Genomic DNA, 19669 nt, shown 5'->3' on the forward strand with positions numbered 1-19669 from the left:
GCTCCCGCGTCACGCCTCGATCCTGAACCGCGACACGCCGGTGCGCAGTTCGTTGGCGACGAGCGTGAGATTGTCGATGGCCTGCGACGACTGGCGCAGCGACTCCGCCGTCTGCTGGGCGGCTTCGGAAAGCTGCGTGAGCGCCTGGGTGATCTGCTCGGCGCTCGTGGCCTGCGCCTGCATGCCGTCGTTCACGACCTGGAAGCGCGGCGCGAGCGTCTGCACCGCACCGATAATCTGCGAAAGCTGCGCGCCCACGGCCTGCACGTCGTGCATGCCGCGCCGCACTTCTTCGGCGAACTTGTCCATGCCCATCACGCCCGCCGAGACGGCCGACTGGATCTCCTTCACGGTCTGCTCGATGTCGTAAGTGGCCACGGCCGTCTGGTCGGCGAGGCGGCGGATTTCGGTGGCGACCACCGAGAAGCCGCGCCCGTACTCGCCCGCCTTCTCCGCTTCGATCGCGGCGTTCAGCGAAAGCAGGTTGGTCTGGTCGGCCACCTTCGTGATCGTCGCCACGACCTGATTGATGCTCACGGCCTTCTCGTTGAGGATGGCGAGCTTGGCGTTCACGGAGCCCGCCGCCTCCATCACGCTGCGCATGGTGTCTTCCATATGCGTGAGGCCGCTCTGGCTCGTGCTGGCGAGCCCCGCCGACTGCTCGGCCACCGTCGCCACCTCGCTCATGGTGCGCACGAGGTCGCGCGCCGTGGCGAAAATCTCGCGCGAAGTGGCGCCGATCTCGGTCGTGGTGGCGGCCGTCTCGCTCGCCGTCGCCTGCTGTTCCTTCGAGGTCGCGGCCACTTCGGCCACCGAGGTCGTAACCTGCAGCGACGACTTCTGCGCCTGGGCCACGAGGCTCGCCAGTTCGTCGCTCATGCGGTTGAAGCCGTCTTCCAGCACGCCGAATTCGTCGCCGCGGTTCAACGCGAGACGCTGCGAGAGGTTGCCGGTGCGCATGGAGTCGTGCACTTCCACGAGGCGCGCCATCGGCACGGTGATCGCGCGGTACAGCGCGTAGCCCGTAGCGAGCGCGGCGAGCAGCACGACAGCGAGTGCCGTGGCGAGTGTGATTTCCGTACCCGTGACCGAACTGCGAATGGTCTGCGCGGACTCGTCGGCCTGCTGACGGTTTTCGTCGACGAGCGCGTTGGCCGTGGCGAGCACCTCCTGCCATACCGGGCCGATCTGCATGAACGCGGCCTGCGCTGCCGGGCGCGACGCGGGCAACTGGCTGGCCACGGCTTTCGCCATCGGCAGATAGCGCGCGTAGGCGTCGCGAAAGCGCTGGAAGCGCTCGCGGTCGTCGGCGCGAAAGAGCGAGCGCTCGTATTGCCGCGCATTGTCCTCGACCTGCGCCATCGCCGTGGGCAACGCGGCGACATCGCGCGCTACGCTGTCCGCATCGGCGTCGACGAAGGCCGCGCGCTCCACGAGGCTATAGGTCTGGTTGGCCGCCGCGCGCATGGAGGTCGCGTAGAACAGGCCCGGCACCGAATCGTGCGTGAGGCTCATCGCCTCGCTGTCGATGGCGCGCAGCCGGTCCCAGGAGATGGCGGCCGTGGCGAGCATCAGCACGAACAGCAAGCCGAAGCTGAGGACGATGCGCGTGCCGAGGGTGTAACGACCTTGAGTCTGTCGAGGCAGGCCGGCTTGGCCGGAACGGGGCATGGCGGTGCTCATTGCGCTTGGGGCTCTCCGGTGGCGTGGACCGGCGCACCGCCCCTGCCGGCGAGGCGGGGCGCGGCGGCGCACGGCGAGACCGCGCGCGGCGGCCTTGACCGCCGTAGTGTAATGCGTTTGCGTACTTTTTTGTGATAAGGAAGGTTAGCTGACAGCCACGCAGGACGGGGCTCACCGGGCTTTTGGAGATGAATTTGCAGCGCTCGCCGGAGCGTTTTGGCTGCACTGCGCAGCGCAGTACGGGGATGCGGGCGCGCCTTGACCCTTGCTTGATCCATGCGTCGTGCATCGGCGGGCAAGCGCGAAGCGGCCAGGGCGGCCGCGTCCCCAGGTCCGGCTTACTTCTTCACGAAGCGCAGCGTGGCGTCGACGACCATCTCGCGATGGCGCGCGCGCAGGCGCGGATGCGACGGATCGCGCCCGAACGCCGCCCCAAACGTGTGGCGGTTGCCCACGCGGTGAAAGCACATCGAGCTGATGAGCAAGTGCAGGTCGATCGGATCGATGTCGTCGCGGAACGCACCGCTTGCCACGCCGCGCGCGAGCAGGTCTTCGATCGTGCGGATCGCACTGGCGTTGCGGCTGCGGAAGGTCTTCAGGCGCTCGATGTACTTCGCGCCGTGAATGTTCTCGATCGTCACGAGGCGCACGAAGTCGCGGTGGCGGTCGTGATAGTCGAAAGTGAATTCGACAAGCCGCCGCAGGCCTTCGGTAGGGTCCAGTTCGTCGATATGCAGGTCCAGCTCGAGCGCGCGGATGTCGCCGTAGACCTTGTCGAGCACCGCTTCGTACAACCCTTCCTTGCTGCCGAAGTAGTAGTACAGCATGCGCTTGGTGGTGTTGGTGCGCTCGGCAATCGCGTCGACTCGCGCACCGGCGAGACCCATCGCCGAGAACTCGGCGGTCGCGACTTCGAGGATATTGCGCTTGGTCTGCTCGGGATCGTACTTGCGCCGGCTTTCGGATTGAGCATCGTTGCGTTCGGCCGAAGCCGCCGGTCTTGCCATGTTTTTGTGGCCCGCAGCAGGGAAGGAATGCGGGCGATTCTAGCATGCGGGGCGCGGCCCTTTATCAGGCGCCGCGCCCCGCAATCCAGCTCGAAGCCGCCCGGACGCGGCTTGCGCGCCTTACAACTCGATGCGCTTGATATCGCCCACGATGAAGATATACGAGGCCGCGCCGATCAGCGCGATCACGCCGATGAACACTAGCGCCCAGACGAACGAGCCCGTTGCGCCGACGATCAGCCCGACGACCAGCGGCGTGATGATGCCCGCGAGATTGGCGGCAAGGTTGAAGATGCCGCCCGTGAGGCCGAGCATGCCAGCCGGCGCGATATCCGAAACGAGCGTCCAGCCGAGCGCGGCCATGCCCTGCGCGAAGAACGCCACCGAAAGGATCGCGATCACGGCCACATTGCTGTCCACGAAGTTCGCGAGAATGATGGTCGAGGCGAGCAGCAGACCGGCGATGATCGGCAGCTTGCGCGCCACGTTGGCCGAGATGCCGCGGCGCAGCATCCAGTCCGAGAACGTGCCGCCGAACATCACGCCAATGGAAGCGGCAATGAACGGCATGATCGCGAAGAAGCCGATCTTGAGCCAGCCCATGTGGCGTTCGGTGGCGAGGTAGGTCGGGAACCACGTGAGGAAGAACACGAGCGTGGAGTTGCCCGCGAACTGCCCGAGGCAGATGCCCGCAAGCTGGCGGCGGCGCACGAGCTGGCCGGCCATGCGCCAGTCGAAGCCCTGCTTTTTCTCGCCCGCGGGTTGCGCGTCGGCCTTGCGCTCGTGGCGGGCGAGGCCGCCGCCCGCCTCGATGTAATCGAGCTCGGCGCGGTTGGCGGCGGGGTGTTCATGCGGCTCGCGATACAGGAACCACCACACGGCACCGAACGCGATCCCCACGGCGCCCACCACGTAGAACAGCGAGCGCCAGCCGTAAGCGCCCATCAACGCGAAGAGGAACGGGCTAAAGAACGCGAGGCCGATGTACTCGCCCACCGTATAGGTGCCCGTGGCGAACGCGCGCTCGCTTTGCGGGAACCACGTGGCGACCACGCGGCTGTTGGTCGGGAAGCACGGCGACTCGGCGGCGCCCAAACCCAGACGGCAAGCGAACAACGCGCCCACGCCGCTGATGAAGCCCTGTGCGAGCGTGCACATCGACCAGAGCGTCATCGAAAGCCAGTAGGTGAACTTGCTGCCGAAGCGGTCGAGGAACACGCCGCCCGGAATCTGCGCGACGACATAGCTCCAGGAGAACGCCGAGAACACGAGGCCCATGAGCGCCGCGTTGATGCCCAGCTCCTTCGTGAGCTGTGGCGCTGCGATACCGAGCACGGTGCGATCGAGGTAATTGATCATCGTGCCGACGGCCAGCAGGCCCAGGATGCGATAGCGCGCCTTCGAGCGGCGCATCGCGCCCTCCGCGGGCGTTGCTGCGGAAAGGGCCGGCGCGTCGCCGCGCCCCGTGGATACGGGTGGTGCCATGTCTCTCTCCAAACTGTTTGTTATGCGCCGGCGTTGGCCGCCAGCATGGATTGCAGATGCGCATACATGCGTTCCGCGTCGGGCTCGACGCCCGTGAACAGCCGGAACGCATCCACTGCCTGGTACACCGCCATGCCGCCGCCGCTGAGCGTGCGGCAGCCGCGCGCCTCAGCCGCTTCGAGCAACGCCGTGCGGATCGGGAAATAGACGATGTCGGCCACCCACAGCCGCTCATGCAGATATTCCGCGGGCAACGGCATGCCGGGCAGCTTCGCCATGCCGGTGGGCGTGGCGTGGATGAGACCCGTGGCGTGCTGGAGCACTTCGCGCAAGTCGCCGCCCGCGCTTACGCGGGCCGCCGGGAAGCGCGCCTGCAGTTCGCTGGCGAGCGATTCGGCGCGCGATGCATCCACGTCGAACAGCGTGAGCGCCTGAGCGCCCATCTGCAGCGCTGCGTGCGCGACCGCCGCGCCCGCGCCGCCTGCGCCCAGTTGCACCACCGCTTCGAGCGAGACATCGGGCAGGCCGCGCTGGAACGCGCGCGCGAAACCCGACCAGTCGGTGTTGTGGCCGATGCGCTTGCCGTCGCGGAACAACACCGTGTTCACAGCGCCAAGCGCGCGGGCGTCGTCGGAGAGTTCGTCGAGCAGTTCGATCACGGCCTGCTTGCACGGATACGTGATGTTCAGGCCGTCGAAGCCCATGCGCTCGGCGGCGAGCAACAGCTCGGGGAGCGCGGCGGGCGTGAGCTTCAGCGCTTCGAGGTCGATGCGCCGGTACACATAGTTGATGCCGAGTTCGCGGCCTTCCTGCTCCTGCATTGCGGGCGTGAGCGAGCCGCTAATGCCGGAGCCGATCAGCCCGCAGAGAAATGAATGGGCGGTTGCGCGCGCGCCCAGCGCGTTCGTTTTGCCTGGGTTCTGAGCGCTCATTTCGCCACCTTTTTCGCGAGCAGCGCGGCCATGCGCTCCAGCGCGAGCACATACCCCTGCGTGCCACAGCCGACGATGATCGCCTCTGCAATCGGCGAAACGAAGGAATGGTGCCGGAACGCCTCGCGCTTGTGCACGTTCGAAATATGGACCTCGATCACGGGCTTTGCGATCGCGGAAAGCGCATCGGCGATCGCCACCGACGTATGCGTATAAGCCGCCGGATTGATCACAATGCCATCTACGCGTGTGCGCGCTTCATGAATCCAGTCGATCAACTGATGCTCGGCATTCGACTGGCGAAAATCGATCTCGAGCCCAAGACGCCCCGCCGCCTCGCGGCACAGGTTGGCAACGTCATCTAACGTTTCAGCGCCGTAGATCGCGGGCTCCCGCGTTCCCAGCAGATTCAGGTTCGGCCCGTTCAGGACCAGCACCGAAGGCATTCCCATTACACATACTCCCAAACAGCTGACGACGGGTACGGCGCATACTGAGCAACCGACGCATGCTTCACCGCATGGTCGCAAGTGTGCCGCGAAGCGGTCCAGCGGTCACCTGGGGTTTGCCAGAATTTGTACTAACTAGTTAGTTTGGCGTATCCTTCGGACACTCCAGCGGCAAGTGTGCCTGCGGTGCGCCAGTGAGTTAAACGCCCGCCCCACGCCGCCGCGCCGGACCCTTGTTCAACACCGCAGTTGCAGTCAGCCCGTTCGCCATGCCCATGTCCAAGCCGCTCCACACCCCCTCTCGCGCGCTGCGCCGCTCGATCGCCACGGTGTCGATCAGCGGCACACTCGCCGAAAAGCTCGCCGCCATCCGCGCCGCGGGTTTCGATGCCGTCGAGATCTTCGAAAACGATCTGCTCTATTTCGAAGGCTCCCCCGCCGACGTGCGCCGCATGGCTAGCGACCTCGGGCTCGATATCGTGCTGTACCAGCCGTTCCGCGATTTCGAGGGCGTCGCGCCCGAGCGCCTCGCACGCAACATCGAACGCGTGAAGCGCAAGTTCGACGTGATGCACCAACTGGGCACGGATCGTTTGCTGGTGTGCAGCAATGTCTCGCCCGAAACGATCTGCGACGACGGCCTCGCCGCCGAGCAACTCGGCGCGCTCGCGCAAGCCGCCGGTGAGGCGGGCGTGACGATCTGCTATGAAGCGCTCGCGTGGGGGCGCCACGTGCGCACCTATGGCCACGCGTGGCGGCTCGTCAACACGGTGAATCACGCGAACCTCACGCTCGCGCTGGACAGCTTCCACACGCTTTCTCTCGACGACACGCCCGACGGTATCGCCGCGATTCCGGGCGAACGTATCGGCTTCGTGCAGATCGCCGATGCGCCGAGAATGCAGATGGACGTGCTCGAATGGAGCCGGCACTATCGTTGCTTCCCGGGCCAGGGCGACTTCGCGCTTGCGGATTTCACGGCGCAGGTGGTGAAAAGCGGCTATACGGGCCCGCTCTCGCTCGAAATCTTCAACGACGGCTTTCGCGGTGCGCCGCCCGCCGCCACGGCCGCCGACGGTCATCGCTCGCTGCTGCTGCTCGAATCGCTCACGCGCGAGACGCTGCAAGCGGAGCATGTCGAAGCAAGCGCGCTCTACCATCCGAGCGCCGCGCCCGCGCACGCGCAGTGGCAGTTCCTCGAATTCGCCGTGGACGACACGGCGCGCGCGCACGTGGCGAACTGGCTCGAAACGCTGCATTTCCGCCGCGCGGGCCAGCATCGCTCAAAGGATGTGACGCTCTATCAGCACGGCTCGGCCGCGATCGTGCTGAACGCCGAACCCGACTCGTTCGCCGACGCCTTTTTCCAGCGTCATGGGCTCTCGCTGTGCGCCTCGGCGTTTCGCGTGGACGATGCACGCCAGGCGCTCGAACGCGCCGCGGGCTTCGGCTATCAGCCATTCTCGGGCCGCGTGGGTCCGAACGAACGCGTGGTGCCCGCCGTCCAGGGGCCGGACGGCAGTCTTAACTATTTCGTTAACGAGGAGCCGGGTCAGCCCACGCTCTTCGAAGCCGATTTCGCGCTCACCGATATCGATGGCCCGGTCGAGGTAGGCCCGATCTCGGGCATCGATCATGTGAGCCTTTCGCTGCCGGCCGGCTCGTTCGACTCCTGGGTGTTGTTCCTGAAGTCGGTGTTCGGGCTCGAAGCCACGCCCGCCGTGCTGCTGCCCGATCCGTACGGGCTCGTGCGCAGCCGCGCGCTCATGAGCCGCGACCGCGGGCTGCGCGTCGTGCTCAACGCCTCGGTCGACCAGCACACGGCCGCGGCGGAAACCGTGCGCGCCTACCACGGCACGGGCCTGAACCATGTGGCGTTCAACACGGGCGACATCTTCCGCGCGGTGACCGAGTTCGAGGCGGCCGGCGTGCCGCTCTTGCGCGTGCCCGCGAACTACTACGACGATCTCGACGCGCGCCACGCCCTCGACCCCGAGTTTCTCGACGCGCTGCGCGAGCACAACCTGCTCTACGACCGCGACGAACGCGGCGGCGAGTTCCTGCACGCCTACACGGAAACGCTCGACCAGCGCTTCTTCCTGGAGATCGTGGAGCGGCGCGGCGGCTACGACGGCTACGGCGCGCCCAACGCCGCTGTGCGCCTCGCGGCGCAAGCGCGCCAGCGTGCGCTTGCCGCAAAGGGGGCGCACGAACCGCAAGATTGATGTACACGCAGTCGATTTAGTCACTTCCCGCAGCAGTACGCACGCCGCATCGACCTGCAAACCGGGCGGCGTAGCAAAGAAAACAATAAGCAGTCCAAATCTCACCGGAGACACACGACGATGAAGAAAGCAGGCCTTGGTCTTGGTACGCTTGTCGCGACTGGCGCAGCCCTTGTGGCGAGCCCCGCATTTTCGCAAAGCAGCGTCACACTCTACGGCGCCGTCGACGACGCCATCACTTACGTCAACAACCAGAACGGTCACTCGAACGTCTATCTGCGCCAGGGCAACCTGTATGCGTCGAAGTTCGGCTTGCAGGGCAAGGAGGATCTCGGCGGCGGCACGTTCGCGATCTTCGACCTGCAAAACGGCTTCGACCTCAACAGCGGCGCCCTTTCGTCGAGCGGACTGATCTTCAATCGCCAGGCCTACGTCGGCCTGCAAAACCAGAATCTGGGCACGTTCACGGCCGGCCGACAGTACACGCCGTATTACCTGTTCGTCGGCCCGCTCACGGGTAGCGCCTGGCTCACCGGCGCGACCGGCGCGCACCCCGGCGACATCGACGGTCTCGACACGACCGTGCGCATCAACAATTCGGCCACCTACACCTCGCCGACCTTTTACGGCGTGCAGGCAAGCGCCATGTACGCGCTCGGCGGCATTGCGGGCAGCACCGGCAAGGGTCAGACGTGGAGCGCCGCGCTGCGCTATTCCGCCGGCCCGTTGAGCCTCGCGGCAGCCATCCTGCGCATGGACAACGCGCAGCTGACGAGCGGCTTCGACAGCTCGTCCACCGGCAGCTTCGGCAAGTCCTCACTGAACACGGGCTATGTCTCGGCAAGCGCGGTCCAGCACATCGCGGCGGCCGGCAACTACACGATCGGCAACCTGATCGTCGGCGCCTCGTATTCGAACGTTCAATACATTGCGGGCGGCAAATCGATCTTCCACGACACGGCCATCTTCAACACCTGGGCGGCGCTCGCGGTGTATCGCTTCACGCCGGCCTTCGACGTGGGCGGCGGCTTCGCTTACACGCTGGCCTCGCAGGCCAACGGCATCACGAGCGCGGCGCGCTACCAGCAGTACTCGCTCAAGGAGGCATACCACCTCTCGAAGCGCACCACGCTCTACGCCCTGCAGGCCTACCAGCACGCGGGCGGCCAGACGCTCGGCGCGAACGGCGCGGGCAACATTGTCAACGCGAGCCCGGCCGTGGGCGACTCGCAGAACGCCACGCCCTCGTCCACGCGCTCGCAGTTCGTCGGCATGGCGGGTATCGCGCTGTTGTTCTGATCGGTGTTCCGATGCGTCGCCGGGGGCCGCCCTGCCGCCCCCTCGACGCAGCGGCACGGCGCTGAGTACACTCGCGGGTATCGCCTAAACGAATCCGCGCGAATCTCGCGAACTCACCGTGCCGCCCCTCGTTCCCGCCATCAGCCCACGCCTGCGCAGCAAGCTGCGCACGCTCGCCAAAACCCAGCCCAAGGCCGTTCAGCGCACCTACGACACGCTGCTCTCGCTCGAAGGCTATAGCACGCTCTCAGCGGCGGCGCGCAAGGATATCTTCTCGTCGATCGCGTTTTCCGCGGGCCTATGGTTCCAGTGCCTGCTCGACGGCACGCCGCCCTCCGCCGAAGTCATGGACCAGACTGCGGCGTTCGCGCGCCGCCGCGTGCACCAGAACGTGCCGCTGCGCTCGCTGCTGCGCGCGTTTCGTCTCGGCGCGCGCGAACTTTGGCGCACCTGCACGGAGCTTGCCGAAGCGGACCCGGCGCTCGCGCACGAGTTGCTGTTCGATATTTCGCCTTATCTGCTCGATTACTTCGATGCAATGGCCGAGCACATTGCCGAAGCCTATCTCGACGAGCAGCACCAGCAGGCGCGCTGGCGCGGTTCGCTGCTGCAGCAGCTCTACGACCTCGTGTTCCACGCCCCGGACGACGCCGCGCGCTTTCGCGAGACCGTCGAGGCACTCGGTCTCGACGCCACGCTGCCTCGCATTGCGCTCGCCGTCGATCTGGACTTGCGCGACCACGCACCCTCGGTGCGCGAGGATGCGCTCGATCGTTTCGCGCTCAGCGCCGCGCGTCACTTCGAACTGAAGCCCGACGCGCTCGTGCGCGTGTGGCATCGCGAGCGGCTGGTGTTCTGGCTGCCGTGCGTACGCGGTGATTCGATGACGCGCAACGATCAGCGCGCGGCCGAGCATGCGGCCGCGCTCTCGCGTGCCGAGCCGCGCGTGCGCAGTATCGGCATCGGGCTCATGAATGAAGGGGCGCGCGGCTGGGCGGCCTCGGTGGAAGAAGCGCTGAAGGCCGTGGACTTCGCGCCGCGAGGCAGCAGCGCGAATGACGACAACGACATTGGCGACGAATTCGGCAACGTCCTTCGCGTGCACCGTTTTTCGTCTATCGCCATCGAGGAGAGTGTGCGCAGCAGCGCCAACGTTCTGCGCTACCTCGTTTCGCTGGCCGAGCAACTGGCGACGGAAGCGGACCTGCTCGCCACGCTCGAAGCGTGGTTCGCAAGCGGCCAGCGCCGCAGGCAGACGGCTGAAACATTAGGTGTGCATCCGAATACGCTCGATTACCGGCTTGAGCGTATTGAAACGCTGCTGGGCGCGAAGCTCGACGACGCGCAATGGATTGCCAGGCTCGATATCGCGCTCAAGCTGCGTTCAGCGACGCAAGGATCGGAGCGCGACGGAAAAAAGAAGGAAAAGAAGGGACGATTGGGCGTGAAAAAGGCGAAGAGCGCAGCGCGTTGATTGTCGCGGCGCGCTCCTTTCGCTTTCACACGTTTCACGCCGCCGCGTCGCGCAGCTCCCGCCGCAAGATCTTCCCGACCGTCGACTTCGGCAGCGCCTCCACGAAGCTCACCACGCGCGGCACCTTGTACGCCGCGAGTTGCGCGCGGCAATGCGCGATCACCGCTTCCTCGCTCAGCACCGCTTCACGCGCGGGCACCACGAACACACGTACGGCCTCGCCGCTTCGCTCGTCGGCCACACCCACGCACGCGCATTCGGCCACGCCCGGCATTGCGGTCACGACCGCCTCGATTTCATTCGGATACACGTTGAAGCCCGAGACGAGGATCATGTCCTTCGAGCGATCGACGATGCGCAGGAAGCCTTGCGCGTCGAACACGCCCACGTCGCCGGTGCGAAAGTAGCCATCGTCCGTGAATGCAGCGCGCGTGGCCTCGGGCTGGTTCCAGTAGCCCTGCATCACCTGGGGGCCTTTCGCGCAAATCTCGCCAGGCTCTCCCGGCACTGCCTCGACGCCGTCGTTCATCAGCTTGACGTCGGTGGACGGCACCGGCAGCCCCGTCGTGCCCGTGAAGCGGTCGACGCTCCCCGGGTTGAACGACACCACGGGGCTCGTCTCCGAAAGCCCATAGCCTTCGCGGATGAACCCGCCGGTAATCGCCTGCCAGCGCTCGGACACGGTGGAAATGACCGCCGCGCCGCCGCCGCCCGCGAGCCGCAGCCGCGAAAAATCGACCTCGCCGATGCGCGGATGCGCAACGAGCCCCGCATAGAGCGTATTCACGCCCATGAAGCTCGTGGGCCGCGCGGCCTTGAACACGTCGATCAAGCCATCGAGATTGCGCGCATTCGCAACGAGCCAGTTCTGCGCGCCAATCGAGAAGTAGACGATGAGATTCACCGTCAGCGCGAAGATGTGATAAAGCGGCAGCGCCGTCACGACGACCTCTTCGCCTGGGTTCATGAAGCCCGGCATGAAGGTCTTGAACTGCTCGACATTGGCGACCAGGTTGCGATGCGTGAGCAGCGCGCCCTTGGAAAGCCCGGTCGTGCCGCCCGTGTATTGCAGGAAGAGCGCGTCGTCGCCGCACAGCGTGGGGGCTTCGAACGGCAAGGTTGCACCTTGCTCGAGCGCCGCGGCGAACGAGCCGGGCTGCGGTTCGCGCTCGCTGCCCGCGCAATCGCTTGCGGCCACGCTCAACACGGTTTGCACGGCCGTATTCGCCTTGATCGCCTCGAAGGTCGGCAGCGCGCCGTCGAACACCACGAGCGTTTGCGCGCCGGAATCCACGAGCTGATGCTGAAGCTCGCGCGGCGTATAGAGCGGATTCACGTTCACCTGCACCGCTCCGGCTCGCACGATGCCGATCAGCGCAATGGGGAAAGCGAGCAGGTTTGGCAACATCACGGCGACGCGGTCGCCCTTCTTCACGCCCGCGTGCTGCAAGTACGCCGCGAAATTGCGCGAGAGACGATCGACGTCGGCGTAGCTGAGCGTGGCGTCTCCCGCGCGCAATGCCGGCCGGTGCGCGTGTTCGCGCATCGCTTCGTCGAACATGTGCGCGAGCGACGGATGCAGATCGGGATTGATAGTAGCGGGAATCTCGCCGTAGCTGGCGAGCCAGGGGGCTTTCGACACGTTCGTCTCCATGAATTCGGATCGCGGCTTGTTTGCAGGGTGCCGCGTTTCATGCCCATGCTACGGACTTGCCCGCGCCTGGAGAACTGGGAAAGCGGATAACGTGATTGTGAAAAGTCACAAAAGCGCTCACGAGGGCGCCCCGCGCCGGCACGTGCGACGTCACGTCCGTGTCTGATCTTTGTCAATTGTGCGACACTGCACCGTCTCGTCCGAATCGCCGTTCTGGCGTGCCGGCGCGGCATCGCGCCACGCGCGTTTGCTAACACGCATACGCTGCGTCGAGGCGCTTCCCGAAGCGGATTGACCAGAGCATCGCTTTCATGCCGGACATACCCTTGTCCCCCTCCCGCGCGCCAAGCGCACGCCGCCGCGGCATCGGCGTCGCCGTATTTCTCGCCATCATCGCGGCCGGAGCGATCTATGTCATCGATCATCTCGTCGTCGATTTGCGCGCCGTTCGCGAGAGTTCGGCGCTGCCCTTCGTTCTACTCGGGCTCGCGCTCATCATCGCGCTCGGCTTCGAGTTCGTGAACGGCTTTCACGACACCGCCAACGCCGTCGCCACCGTCATCTATACGAACTCACTCGACCCGCATCTCGCCGTGGTGTGGTCGGGCGCGTGGAATTTCATCGGCGTGCTCGTTTCGAGCGGCGCCGTCGCGTTCGGCATCCTGCAACTGCTGCCGGTGGAGCTCATCCTTCAGGTGGGCAGCGGTGCGGGCTTCGCCATGGTGTTCGCACTCCTGATCGCTGCCATCGTCTGGAATCTCGGCACGTGGTATTTCGGGCTGCCTTCATCCAGTTCGCATACGCTCGTGGGCTCGATCATCGGCGTGGGCATCATGAACCAGTTCATCAGCGGGCCGTCCGGCACGAGCGGCGTGGACTGGGACCAGGCGCTGGGCGTAGGCAAGGCGCTGCTGTTCTCGCCCGTGGCCGGCTTCGTCATGGCCGCGCTGCTGCTCCTCGCGCTCAAGCTCCTCGTGCGCGTGCCCGCGCTGTATGCCGAGCCTAAGTCCAACCAGCCGCCGCCGCTCTGGATCCGCACGCTGCTCATCCTCACCTGCACCGGCGTTTCGTTCGCCCACGGGTCGAACGACGGCCAGAAAGGCATGGGCCTCATCATGTTGATCCTGATCGGCGTCGTGCCTACCGCCTATGCGCTCAACAAGGCCGTTACGCCCGAGGAAACCGCGGCGTTCGTGGTCGTGGCGCGTGAGGCGTCCGCCACGCTCGGCCGCTACGCTAACGGCGCGCCGCCCGACAACCCCCGCGCCGAGGTCGAAGCGTTCGTGCGCACACGCAAGCTCACGCCCGCCACGCTGCCCGCGCTGCGCCAGCTCACCGACACCATCGGCGACCAGGTGGCGCTGTCCGGCTCGATGGCGACGGTGCCCGACACGATCGTCGACAACGTGCGCAACAACATGTATGTCGCGAGCGAAGCGATCCGGCTGATGCAGAAGGCGAAGGCGCCGCCGATGTCACCCGCTGACGCAAAGGTGCTCGAAACCTTCCGCCAGCAGATGGACCACTCGACCAAGTTCATTCCAACATGGGTGAAGGTGGCTGTGGCCGTGGCGCTCGGTCTCGGCACGATGGTGGGCTGGAAGCGCATTGTCGTGACGGTGGGCGAAAAGATCGGCAAGCAGCATCTCACCTACGGCCAGGGCGCCTCGGCGGAGGCCGTGGCCATGATCACCATAGGCATGGCCGACCTCTACGGAATGCCCGTGTCGACCACGCACGTGCTCGCCTCGGGCGTAGCGGGCACGATGGCCGCGAACGGCTCGGGCCTGCAGTGGGGGACCGTGTGCAATCTCGTGCTTGCGTGGGTGCTCACGTTGCCGGCTTCCATTGCGCTGGCTGCTGGCCTTTACTGGATGTTCCGGCAGTTTCTCTGACGTCGGCTTCACGCAGCATTTCGCGCAAACGGAACTTTTGCACCTTGCCTGCGGGCGTGGTCGGCATGGCATCGAGCAGCAATAGCCGTTCGGGCAAATACTGCACGGCGACCTTGTGCGACTTGAGGAATGCGACGAGCGAGGGCAGATCGACAGCCGCGCCAGGCCGCGCCACCACCACGGCACACGCGCGCTCGCCCAGCCGCTCGTCCGCATACGCGACGATCGCCACCTGCGCAACCGCGGGATGACGGTAAAGCAGCGACTCGATCTCGACCACGGGAATGTTCTCGCCGCCGCGAATGATCACGTCCTTGCTGCGCCCGCTGATACGGATATAGCCGCGCTCGTCGATCATCGCGAGGTCGCCGGTGTCGAACCAGCCTTCGGCATCCGTAGCATTCAGGTGCGCGCGCTTGAGATAGCCGCCGAAACCCGAGCATGCGCGCACGAAAAGCCGGCCCGCTACGTTCGGCGGCAGCGCGCGGTCGTTCTCGTCCACGACCTTCACTTCCACGCCAGGCAGCGGCACGCCGTCGGTCGTGGATGCGCGTTCATCGTCGTCGTCCAGACCGGTAAGCGTCACCGCACCGAGTTCCGTCATGCCCCATGCGGAGACGATCTTCGCCCCCAGCGCCAGGCGCGCGCGCTCGACCAGTGCACCAGGTATCGGCGCGCCCGCGCACAAAAACGTGCGCAGCGTCGGCGCACGCGTTCCCGCCTTGATAGCCGCGTTTGCGAGATCTCCGAGGAACGCCGTGGAAGCCATCGTGAACGTCGCTCGCTCCTGTGCGATCAGCGCGAGCGCTGCCTCCGGCTGCCATACGTCCTGCAGGACGGCGCTCGCCCGCAATGCGATCGGCATCATCAGGCCGTACATGAAGCCGGTTTGATGCGCCATCGGCGAAGCCATCAGCACGGCGTCTTCGTGACCGAGACGCATGGCCTGCGCATAAGGCAGGATGTTCGAAAACAGCGTGTTCGCCGTGTGCATCACCCCCTTGGGCTCGCCCGTCGTGCCGGAGGTGTAAAGCAGTTGCGTCACGTCGTCGGGGCCTGGGCGATTGCGCGTGAGGATGGCTTCGGCGTCGCTCGCCTCTTCCCAGCGCGGGCCGCTCAGGAGCGCTTCGAAGCTGTGCCGTGCAGGCTTTCCTTGATCTGTTGCGCCCACAACCACAATGTGCTGCAAGGCCGGCAACTCAGGCTGCAGCGCGTGCAGCATGGCCTCGTAGTCGAAGCCTCGATAGCGCTGCGGAACGATCATCACCCGGCTGGCGCCATGCTTGAGCATGAACGACAGCTCGCGCTCGCGAAAGATCGGCATGAGCGGATTGAGCACTGCGCCGATGCGCGAGCACGCCAGATAGAGCAGCGTGAACTGCCAGCAATTGGGCAGTTGCATGGAGACCACGTCGCCCTTCGTGACGCCAAGCCGCACTAGACCCACGGCAATGCGATCCGCCATGCGCGCCATCTGCGCGTAGGTGAAGCGCGTGGTCTCCCCATCGTCGATTCGCACGGCAGTCAGCGCGATCTTCGCCGGACATACGGCCACACAGGCGTCCAGTTCGTCGTTGATGGTGCGCCCGGGCCACCAGCGCCGTGCCACCTCCCGCGCGCGGCGCGGCCCGATCAGTACCGCGTCGAACTCCATGTACTGCCTCCCGTGGCGTTGAAGGGAACGTCGCAGGCGGCGCGCATCATGCCGGCACCGCGTCGCGGCCCGCGTTCGAGCGCGCGATGATGGTCTTCATGATCTGCGCCGTGCCGTCGCCGATCTGGAAGCCCAGCACGTCGCGCAGACGCTGCTCGAGCGGCCCGCGGTCGTAGCCGCCGTGCCCGAACGAAAGCAGGCATTGGTGCACGACGTCGTAGGCGAGCTTCGGCCCCCACCACTTGCACATGGCGGCCTCCGCCGTGTGGGGCAAACCGCGGTCCTTGAGCCACAGCGTTTGCAGGCACAACAGGCGCGCAGCCTCCACCTGGGTTGCGTATTCGGCAAGCGGATGCGAAACGCCCTGGAACGCAGAAAGCGGCTTGCCGAAAGCTTCGCGCTGCGCAACGTACGCCCAGGTTTCCTCGAGGCTCACGTTCGCCACGGCGAGCACCTGCAGGCCAATGAGCGCGCGCGAAAAGTCGAAACCCTGCATGACCTGAACAAAGCCCTTGCCCTCTTCGCCGAGCAGATGATCCACCGGCACGCGCACGTTCTCGAAGAAGATCGAACCGCGTCCGATCGCGCGCTGCCCGTGACAGTCGAAGCGGTTGCGCGTGACACCCGGCAGATCCATCGGCACGAGAATGGCCGACACGCCGCGCGCGCCGTCTTCCACGCTGCCGGTGCGCGCGAACACCACAGCGGCATCGGCCTGGTCGGCGGCGGAAATCGAGGTTTTCTCGCCGTTGAGAACGTAGTGGTCGCCCACGCGCTCCATCTTCAGGCGCAGGTTCGCGGCGTCGGAGCCGCCGCGCGGCTCCGTGAGCGCGATGGCGAGCAGCGCGTGGCCCTGCGTGAGCCGCTCGAGCCACGGGCGGGCAATTTCGGGCGCGGCGTGCTTCGTGAGAATCTGCCCGTTGAGCGAGGCAAGCAGGTTGACGTACGAGAGGCTCAGGTCGGCCCGCGCAATCTCTTCGTGGATGACACCCGCTGCGAGGCACCCCATGCCCTGGCCGCCATACTGCTCGGGCAATTCCGGCGCGATGAAGCCCATTTCGCCCATTTCGCGCATGAGGCCGCGATCGAGCACGCGCGTAGCGTCGCGTTCGATGAAGCCGGGCGCCACGCGTCCCTGCGCGAAGCGCCGTGCGTGCTCGCCCAGCGCGGCGAGGTCTTCGTCGATATACGGATTCATGGTGTCTCCCGGAAGCAGCTAATTCGATTCGCAATCCTGATCGTCATGAAGACGCCTTTATTTGACGTACTTGCGGAACTCGGGCTTGCGCTTTTCCTGGAATGCACGCACGCCCTCGCGCGATTCTTCCGTGTCGTAGTAGAGCTTCAGTGCGTACATGCCCATGCCCGCTATGCCAGCCTGATGCGCCGTGTCCATATTGAACGAGCGCTTGGCGATCGCAATCGCTGTGGGGCTCTTTTCCATGATCTCGTCGCACCACTTCTGCACTTCCGCGTCGAGCTGATCGTGCGGCACGACCGCATTCACGAGGCCCATGGCCAGCGCTTCGGCAGCGGGATAGCGGCGGCACAGATACCAGATTTCACGCGCTTTTTTCTCGCCCACCACGCGCGCGAGGAACGCGGTGCCGTAGCCCGGATCGACCGAGCCGACCTTCGGGCCCACCTGTCCGAACACGGCCTTTTCCGAAGCAATCGTGAAATCGCAGATCGTGCACAATACGTTGCCGCCGCCCACCGCATAGCCCTGCACGCGGGCGATCACGGGTTTGGGGACGTCGCGAATCACGGCGTGCAGTTCCTCCATCGGCAGGCCGATCGTGCCGCGGCCGTCGTACTGCCCCGAGTGCGCGGACTGGTCGCCGCCCGTGCAGAACGCCTTGTCGCCCGCGCCGGCCAGGACGATCGCACCGATCTCGCGGTCGTAGCCCGCCTTGTTGATCGCGTGAATCAGTTCGTCGCAGGTGCGGCCGCGAAACGCGTTCATCTTCTCGGGCCGGTTGATGGTGATCCATGCCGCGCCGTTGCGCACTTCGTAGAGAATGTCTTCGTAGTTCATGATCGATGTCTTTGCTGATTCGTAGTCGATAGAGAGAGCGTTCGCCGGCATCAGCCCGCCATGGTCAGACCGCCCGATACGCTCAGCACCTGTCCCGTGATGTAGTTCGCGTCGTCGCTCGCAAAGAACACGATCGCGCCGGGCAAATCCTCAGGCTGGCCAATGCGGCCGAGCGGAATGGAACGCTGGAACGCTTCGAGCAGCTTGTCGGGGTTGCCCGCGCCTTCCTTGTATTCGGCGAAGAGCGCGGTGTCGGTCGGACCGGGGCACACCACGTTCACGGTGATGCCGTGGCGCGCATGCTCACGCGCGATGGTCTTCGAAAACGCCACGAGGCCGCCCTTGCATGCCGCATAGACCGCTTCGCCCGACGAACCCACACGCGCGGCGTCCGAGGCGATGTTGATAATGCGCCCGCGCTTGCGCTCGACCATGCCGGGCAGCACCGCGTGATGCATGTGCAGCGCACCCGTGAGATTGATGGCGATGAGCTTTTCCCACTGCACGGGTTCGGTCTTCGTGAACGGGCGGAACACGTCCCAGCCCGCGTTGTTCACGAGCACATCCACGGGGCCGAGCTGCGCTTGCACTTGCTGGAGCGCCGCATCCACTTCCTCGCGGTTCGTGATGTCGCAACGCAGCGCCAGCGCCTCGCCGCTTTTTTCGCGAATCTCCTCCGCTACCTTCAGCGCCGCTTCGAGCGACAGATCCAGCACCGCCACACGCGCGCCCTCGGCGGCAAAGCGCCGGCAGGTCGCCCCGCCGATGCCGCCCCCGCCGCCCGTCACTACGACCGTCTTGCCTTCGAGTTTTCGCACCGCGATCCTCCATTCGGTTGAGCAGTACCATAGACGCCTTCGAAGCCAGCCCTCTTTGAGCCCCGCATCGAATTACGTCAATATGTTGACGTATACTAGGTAACACCCAGATCGAAGACAAGCGCGGAAACACCAGGAGAAACCCTTGCCAAAAACATCAAAAATTCAGAATTCGAGCCGCTTCGATCTTGCCAACCGGCTGTTCTTCCGGCTCTATCAATGCGCAAACATGTTGCACAAAACCGGTACGCGCGCCGTGGAGGCCGAGGGCTTGACCACGCAGCAATGGGCTGTGCTCGGCGCGCTTTCGCGCAAGGAGGCTCAACCCGGCATGAGCGTGGGCGATCTCGCGCGATACTTGATGGTGAGCCGCCAGAATCTCTCGGGCCTGATCAGCCGGATGGAACGCGACGGTCATGTGACGACCCAGGCGGATGCGCGCGATCGCCGCTCGCGCCTCGTCTGCATGACCGAGCCGGGACGCAAGCTATGGGTTGCGCAGGCCACGCCGAAAATCGAGGCGTACTACGAAGCCGTGCTGGACAATTTTTCGTCCGACGACATGACGCACACGCTGCACTATCTGCTGAAGCTGCTCGACAACATGAAGCGCGTTGACGAACGGGAGCGCGCGGCGGACGACGACGAAACGTGAGCCTGCTCCGCTACAATCAGACGACACGCGCAAGGAGAAAGCCACATGAAAATGGACGCATTTCGCTTCGGCACCACCGACTGGTCGAGCGTCGAGCCCACGCAACACAAAGGGGAAACGGGCATGGCCAGCTGGCGCACGCGCTTTTTCGGCGACGAAGCCAACCCGATCCGCGTGCGCATGGTCGAATACTCGCCCGGCTACCTCGCGGACCACTGGTGCAAGAAGGGGCACATTCTGTTCTGCCTCGAAGGCGAACTCGAAACGACGCTCGACGACGGGCGCAAGTTCGTCCTCACGCACGGCATGAGCTATCAGGTGGGGGACAACGCCGAGGCGCACCAGTCGTACACGCGCACGGGCGCGAAGCTTTTCGTCGTCGATTGAAAGCGGCCGGCGCG

The 19669-nt window shown here is 65.5% G+C and carries 16 protein-coding genes; 6 read left to right on the plus strand and 10 right to left on the minus strand.

Annotated elements, in window-relative coordinates; all coding sequences use genetic code 11:
• Positions 1–9: 9 nt before the first annotated feature.
• From U5A58_RS05990 to aroQ, 5 genes are all read right to left on the minus strand, one after another.
• The gene (locus tag U5A58_RS05990; RefSeq protein WP_321960708.1) at positions 10–1683 is read right to left on the minus strand and encodes a methyl-accepting chemotaxis protein; all 1674 of its coding nucleotides are present in this window, start codon (positions 1681–1683) and stop codon (positions 10–12) included.
• Between the two features lie 338 nt (positions 1684–2021).
• Positions 2022–2690, minus strand: coding sequence for a TetR/AcrR family transcriptional regulator (locus U5A58_RS05995; RefSeq protein WP_233888670.1), 669 nt, complete (start codon positions 2688–2690; stop codon positions 2022–2024).
• A gap of 120 nt (positions 2691–2810) precedes the next feature.
• Positions 2811–4103: an MFS transporter gene (locus U5A58_RS06000; RefSeq protein ID WP_321960949.1), complete on the minus strand. Its 1293-nt coding sequence runs from the start codon at positions 4101–4103 to the stop codon at positions 2811–2813.
• A 92-nt stretch (positions 4104–4195) separates the two neighbouring features.
• Positions 4196–5107 (minus strand): shikimate dehydrogenase, encoded by a 912-nt coding sequence (locus tag U5A58_RS06005; RefSeq protein WP_321960709.1) that lies wholly within the window; start codon positions 5105–5107, stop codon positions 4196–4198.
• Entirely contained in the window at positions 5104–5559 is a 456-nt protein-coding gene (gene aroQ / locus U5A58_RS06010; RefSeq protein ID WP_321960710.1) for a type II 3-dehydroquinate dehydratase, read from the minus strand. The genes U5A58_RS06005 and aroQ overlap by 4 nt, the downstream gene beginning before the upstream one ends.
• A 305-nt stretch (positions 5560–5864) precedes the next feature.
• On the opposite strand from aroQ, the gene U5A58_RS06015 reads away from it, so the two are divergent.
• From U5A58_RS06015 to U5A58_RS06025, 3 genes are all read left to right on the plus strand, one after another.
• Positions 5865–7781 carry a bifunctional sugar phosphate isomerase/epimerase/4-hydroxyphenylpyruvate dioxygenase family protein gene (locus U5A58_RS06015; protein ID WP_321960950.1) on the plus strand — a complete coding sequence of 639 codons (1917 nt, stop codon included), beginning with the start codon at positions 5865–5867 and terminating at the stop codon, positions 7779–7781.
• Between the two features lie 120 nt (positions 7782–7901).
• Complete coding sequence (locus tag U5A58_RS06020) at positions 7902–9080, plus strand: porin (RefSeq protein WP_321937266.1); 1179 nt, start codon at positions 7902–7904, stop codon at positions 9078–9080.
• Positions 9081–9198: 118 nt separating this feature from the next.
• Positions 9199–10554, plus strand: a complete 1356-nt coding sequence (locus U5A58_RS06025; protein ID WP_321960711.1) for a PucR family transcriptional regulator — start codon at positions 9199–9201, stop codon at positions 10552–10554.
• A 34-nt stretch (positions 10555–10588) separates the two neighbouring features.
• Here the strand turns inward: U5A58_RS06025 and U5A58_RS06030 are convergent, their stop codons facing one another.
• A complete protein-coding gene (locus tag U5A58_RS06030) occupies positions 10589–12196 on the minus strand; it encodes an AMP-binding protein (RefSeq protein ID WP_321960712.1) in 1608 nt (535 codons plus the stop codon).
• 323 nt (positions 12197–12519) lie between these two features.
• Between U5A58_RS06030 and U5A58_RS06035 the strand changes: the two genes are divergently transcribed.
• Positions 12520–14103, plus strand: coding sequence for an inorganic phosphate transporter (locus tag U5A58_RS06035; protein ID WP_321960713.1), 1584 nt, complete (start codon positions 12520–12522; stop codon positions 14101–14103).
• Here U5A58_RS06035 and aliA read toward each other — a convergent pair.
• The 4 genes from aliA to badH are packed head-to-tail and all read right to left on the minus strand — an operon-like array spanning position 14039 to position 18613.
• Positions 14039–15757 (minus strand): cyclohexanecarboxylate-CoA ligase, encoded by a 1719-nt coding sequence (gene aliA, locus U5A58_RS06040; RefSeq protein WP_321960714.1) that lies wholly within the window; start codon positions 15755–15757, stop codon positions 14039–14041. The genes U5A58_RS06035 and aliA overlap by 65 nt on opposite strands.
• A 46-nt stretch (positions 15758–15803) precedes the next feature.
• Positions 15804–16955, minus strand: a complete 1152-nt coding sequence (aliB, locus tag U5A58_RS06045; protein WP_321960715.1) for a cyclohexanecarboxyl-CoA dehydrogenase — start codon at positions 16953–16955, stop codon at positions 15804–15806.
• A gap of 57 nt (positions 16956–17012) precedes the next feature.
• Positions 17013–17795, minus strand: coding sequence for a 2-ketocyclohexanecarboxyl-CoA hydrolase (gene badI, locus U5A58_RS06050; RefSeq protein WP_321915519.1), 783 nt, complete (start codon positions 17793–17795; stop codon positions 17013–17015).
• A 50-nt stretch (positions 17796–17845) separates the two neighbouring features.
• Positions 17846–18613 carry a 2-hydroxycyclohexanecarboxyl-CoA dehydrogenase gene (badH, locus tag U5A58_RS06055; RefSeq protein ID WP_321960716.1) on the minus strand — a complete coding sequence of 256 codons (768 nt, stop codon included), beginning with the start codon at positions 18611–18613 and terminating at the stop codon, positions 17846–17848.
• Positions 18614–18842: 229 nt separating this feature from the next.
• Here badH and U5A58_RS06060 point away from each other — a divergent pair, with 229 nt between their 5' ends.
• Complete coding sequence (locus U5A58_RS06060; protein WP_321937259.1) at positions 18843–19268, plus strand: MarR family transcriptional regulator; 426 nt, start codon at positions 18843–18845, stop codon at positions 19266–19268.
• A 45-nt stretch (positions 19269–19313) separates the two neighbouring features.
• On the plus strand, positions 19314–19655 hold the full coding sequence (locus U5A58_RS06065; RefSeq protein ID WP_321960717.1) for a DHCW motif cupin fold protein: 342 nt from the start codon (positions 19314–19316) through the stop codon (positions 19653–19655).
• The last annotated feature ends 14 nt before the right edge of the window (positions 19656–19669 follow it).

The organism is Paraburkholderia sp. J7, from assembly GCF_905220155.1.
In the GTDB taxonomy this organism is placed as follows: domain Bacteria; phylum Pseudomonadota; class Gammaproteobacteria; order Burkholderiales; family Burkholderiaceae; genus Paraburkholderia.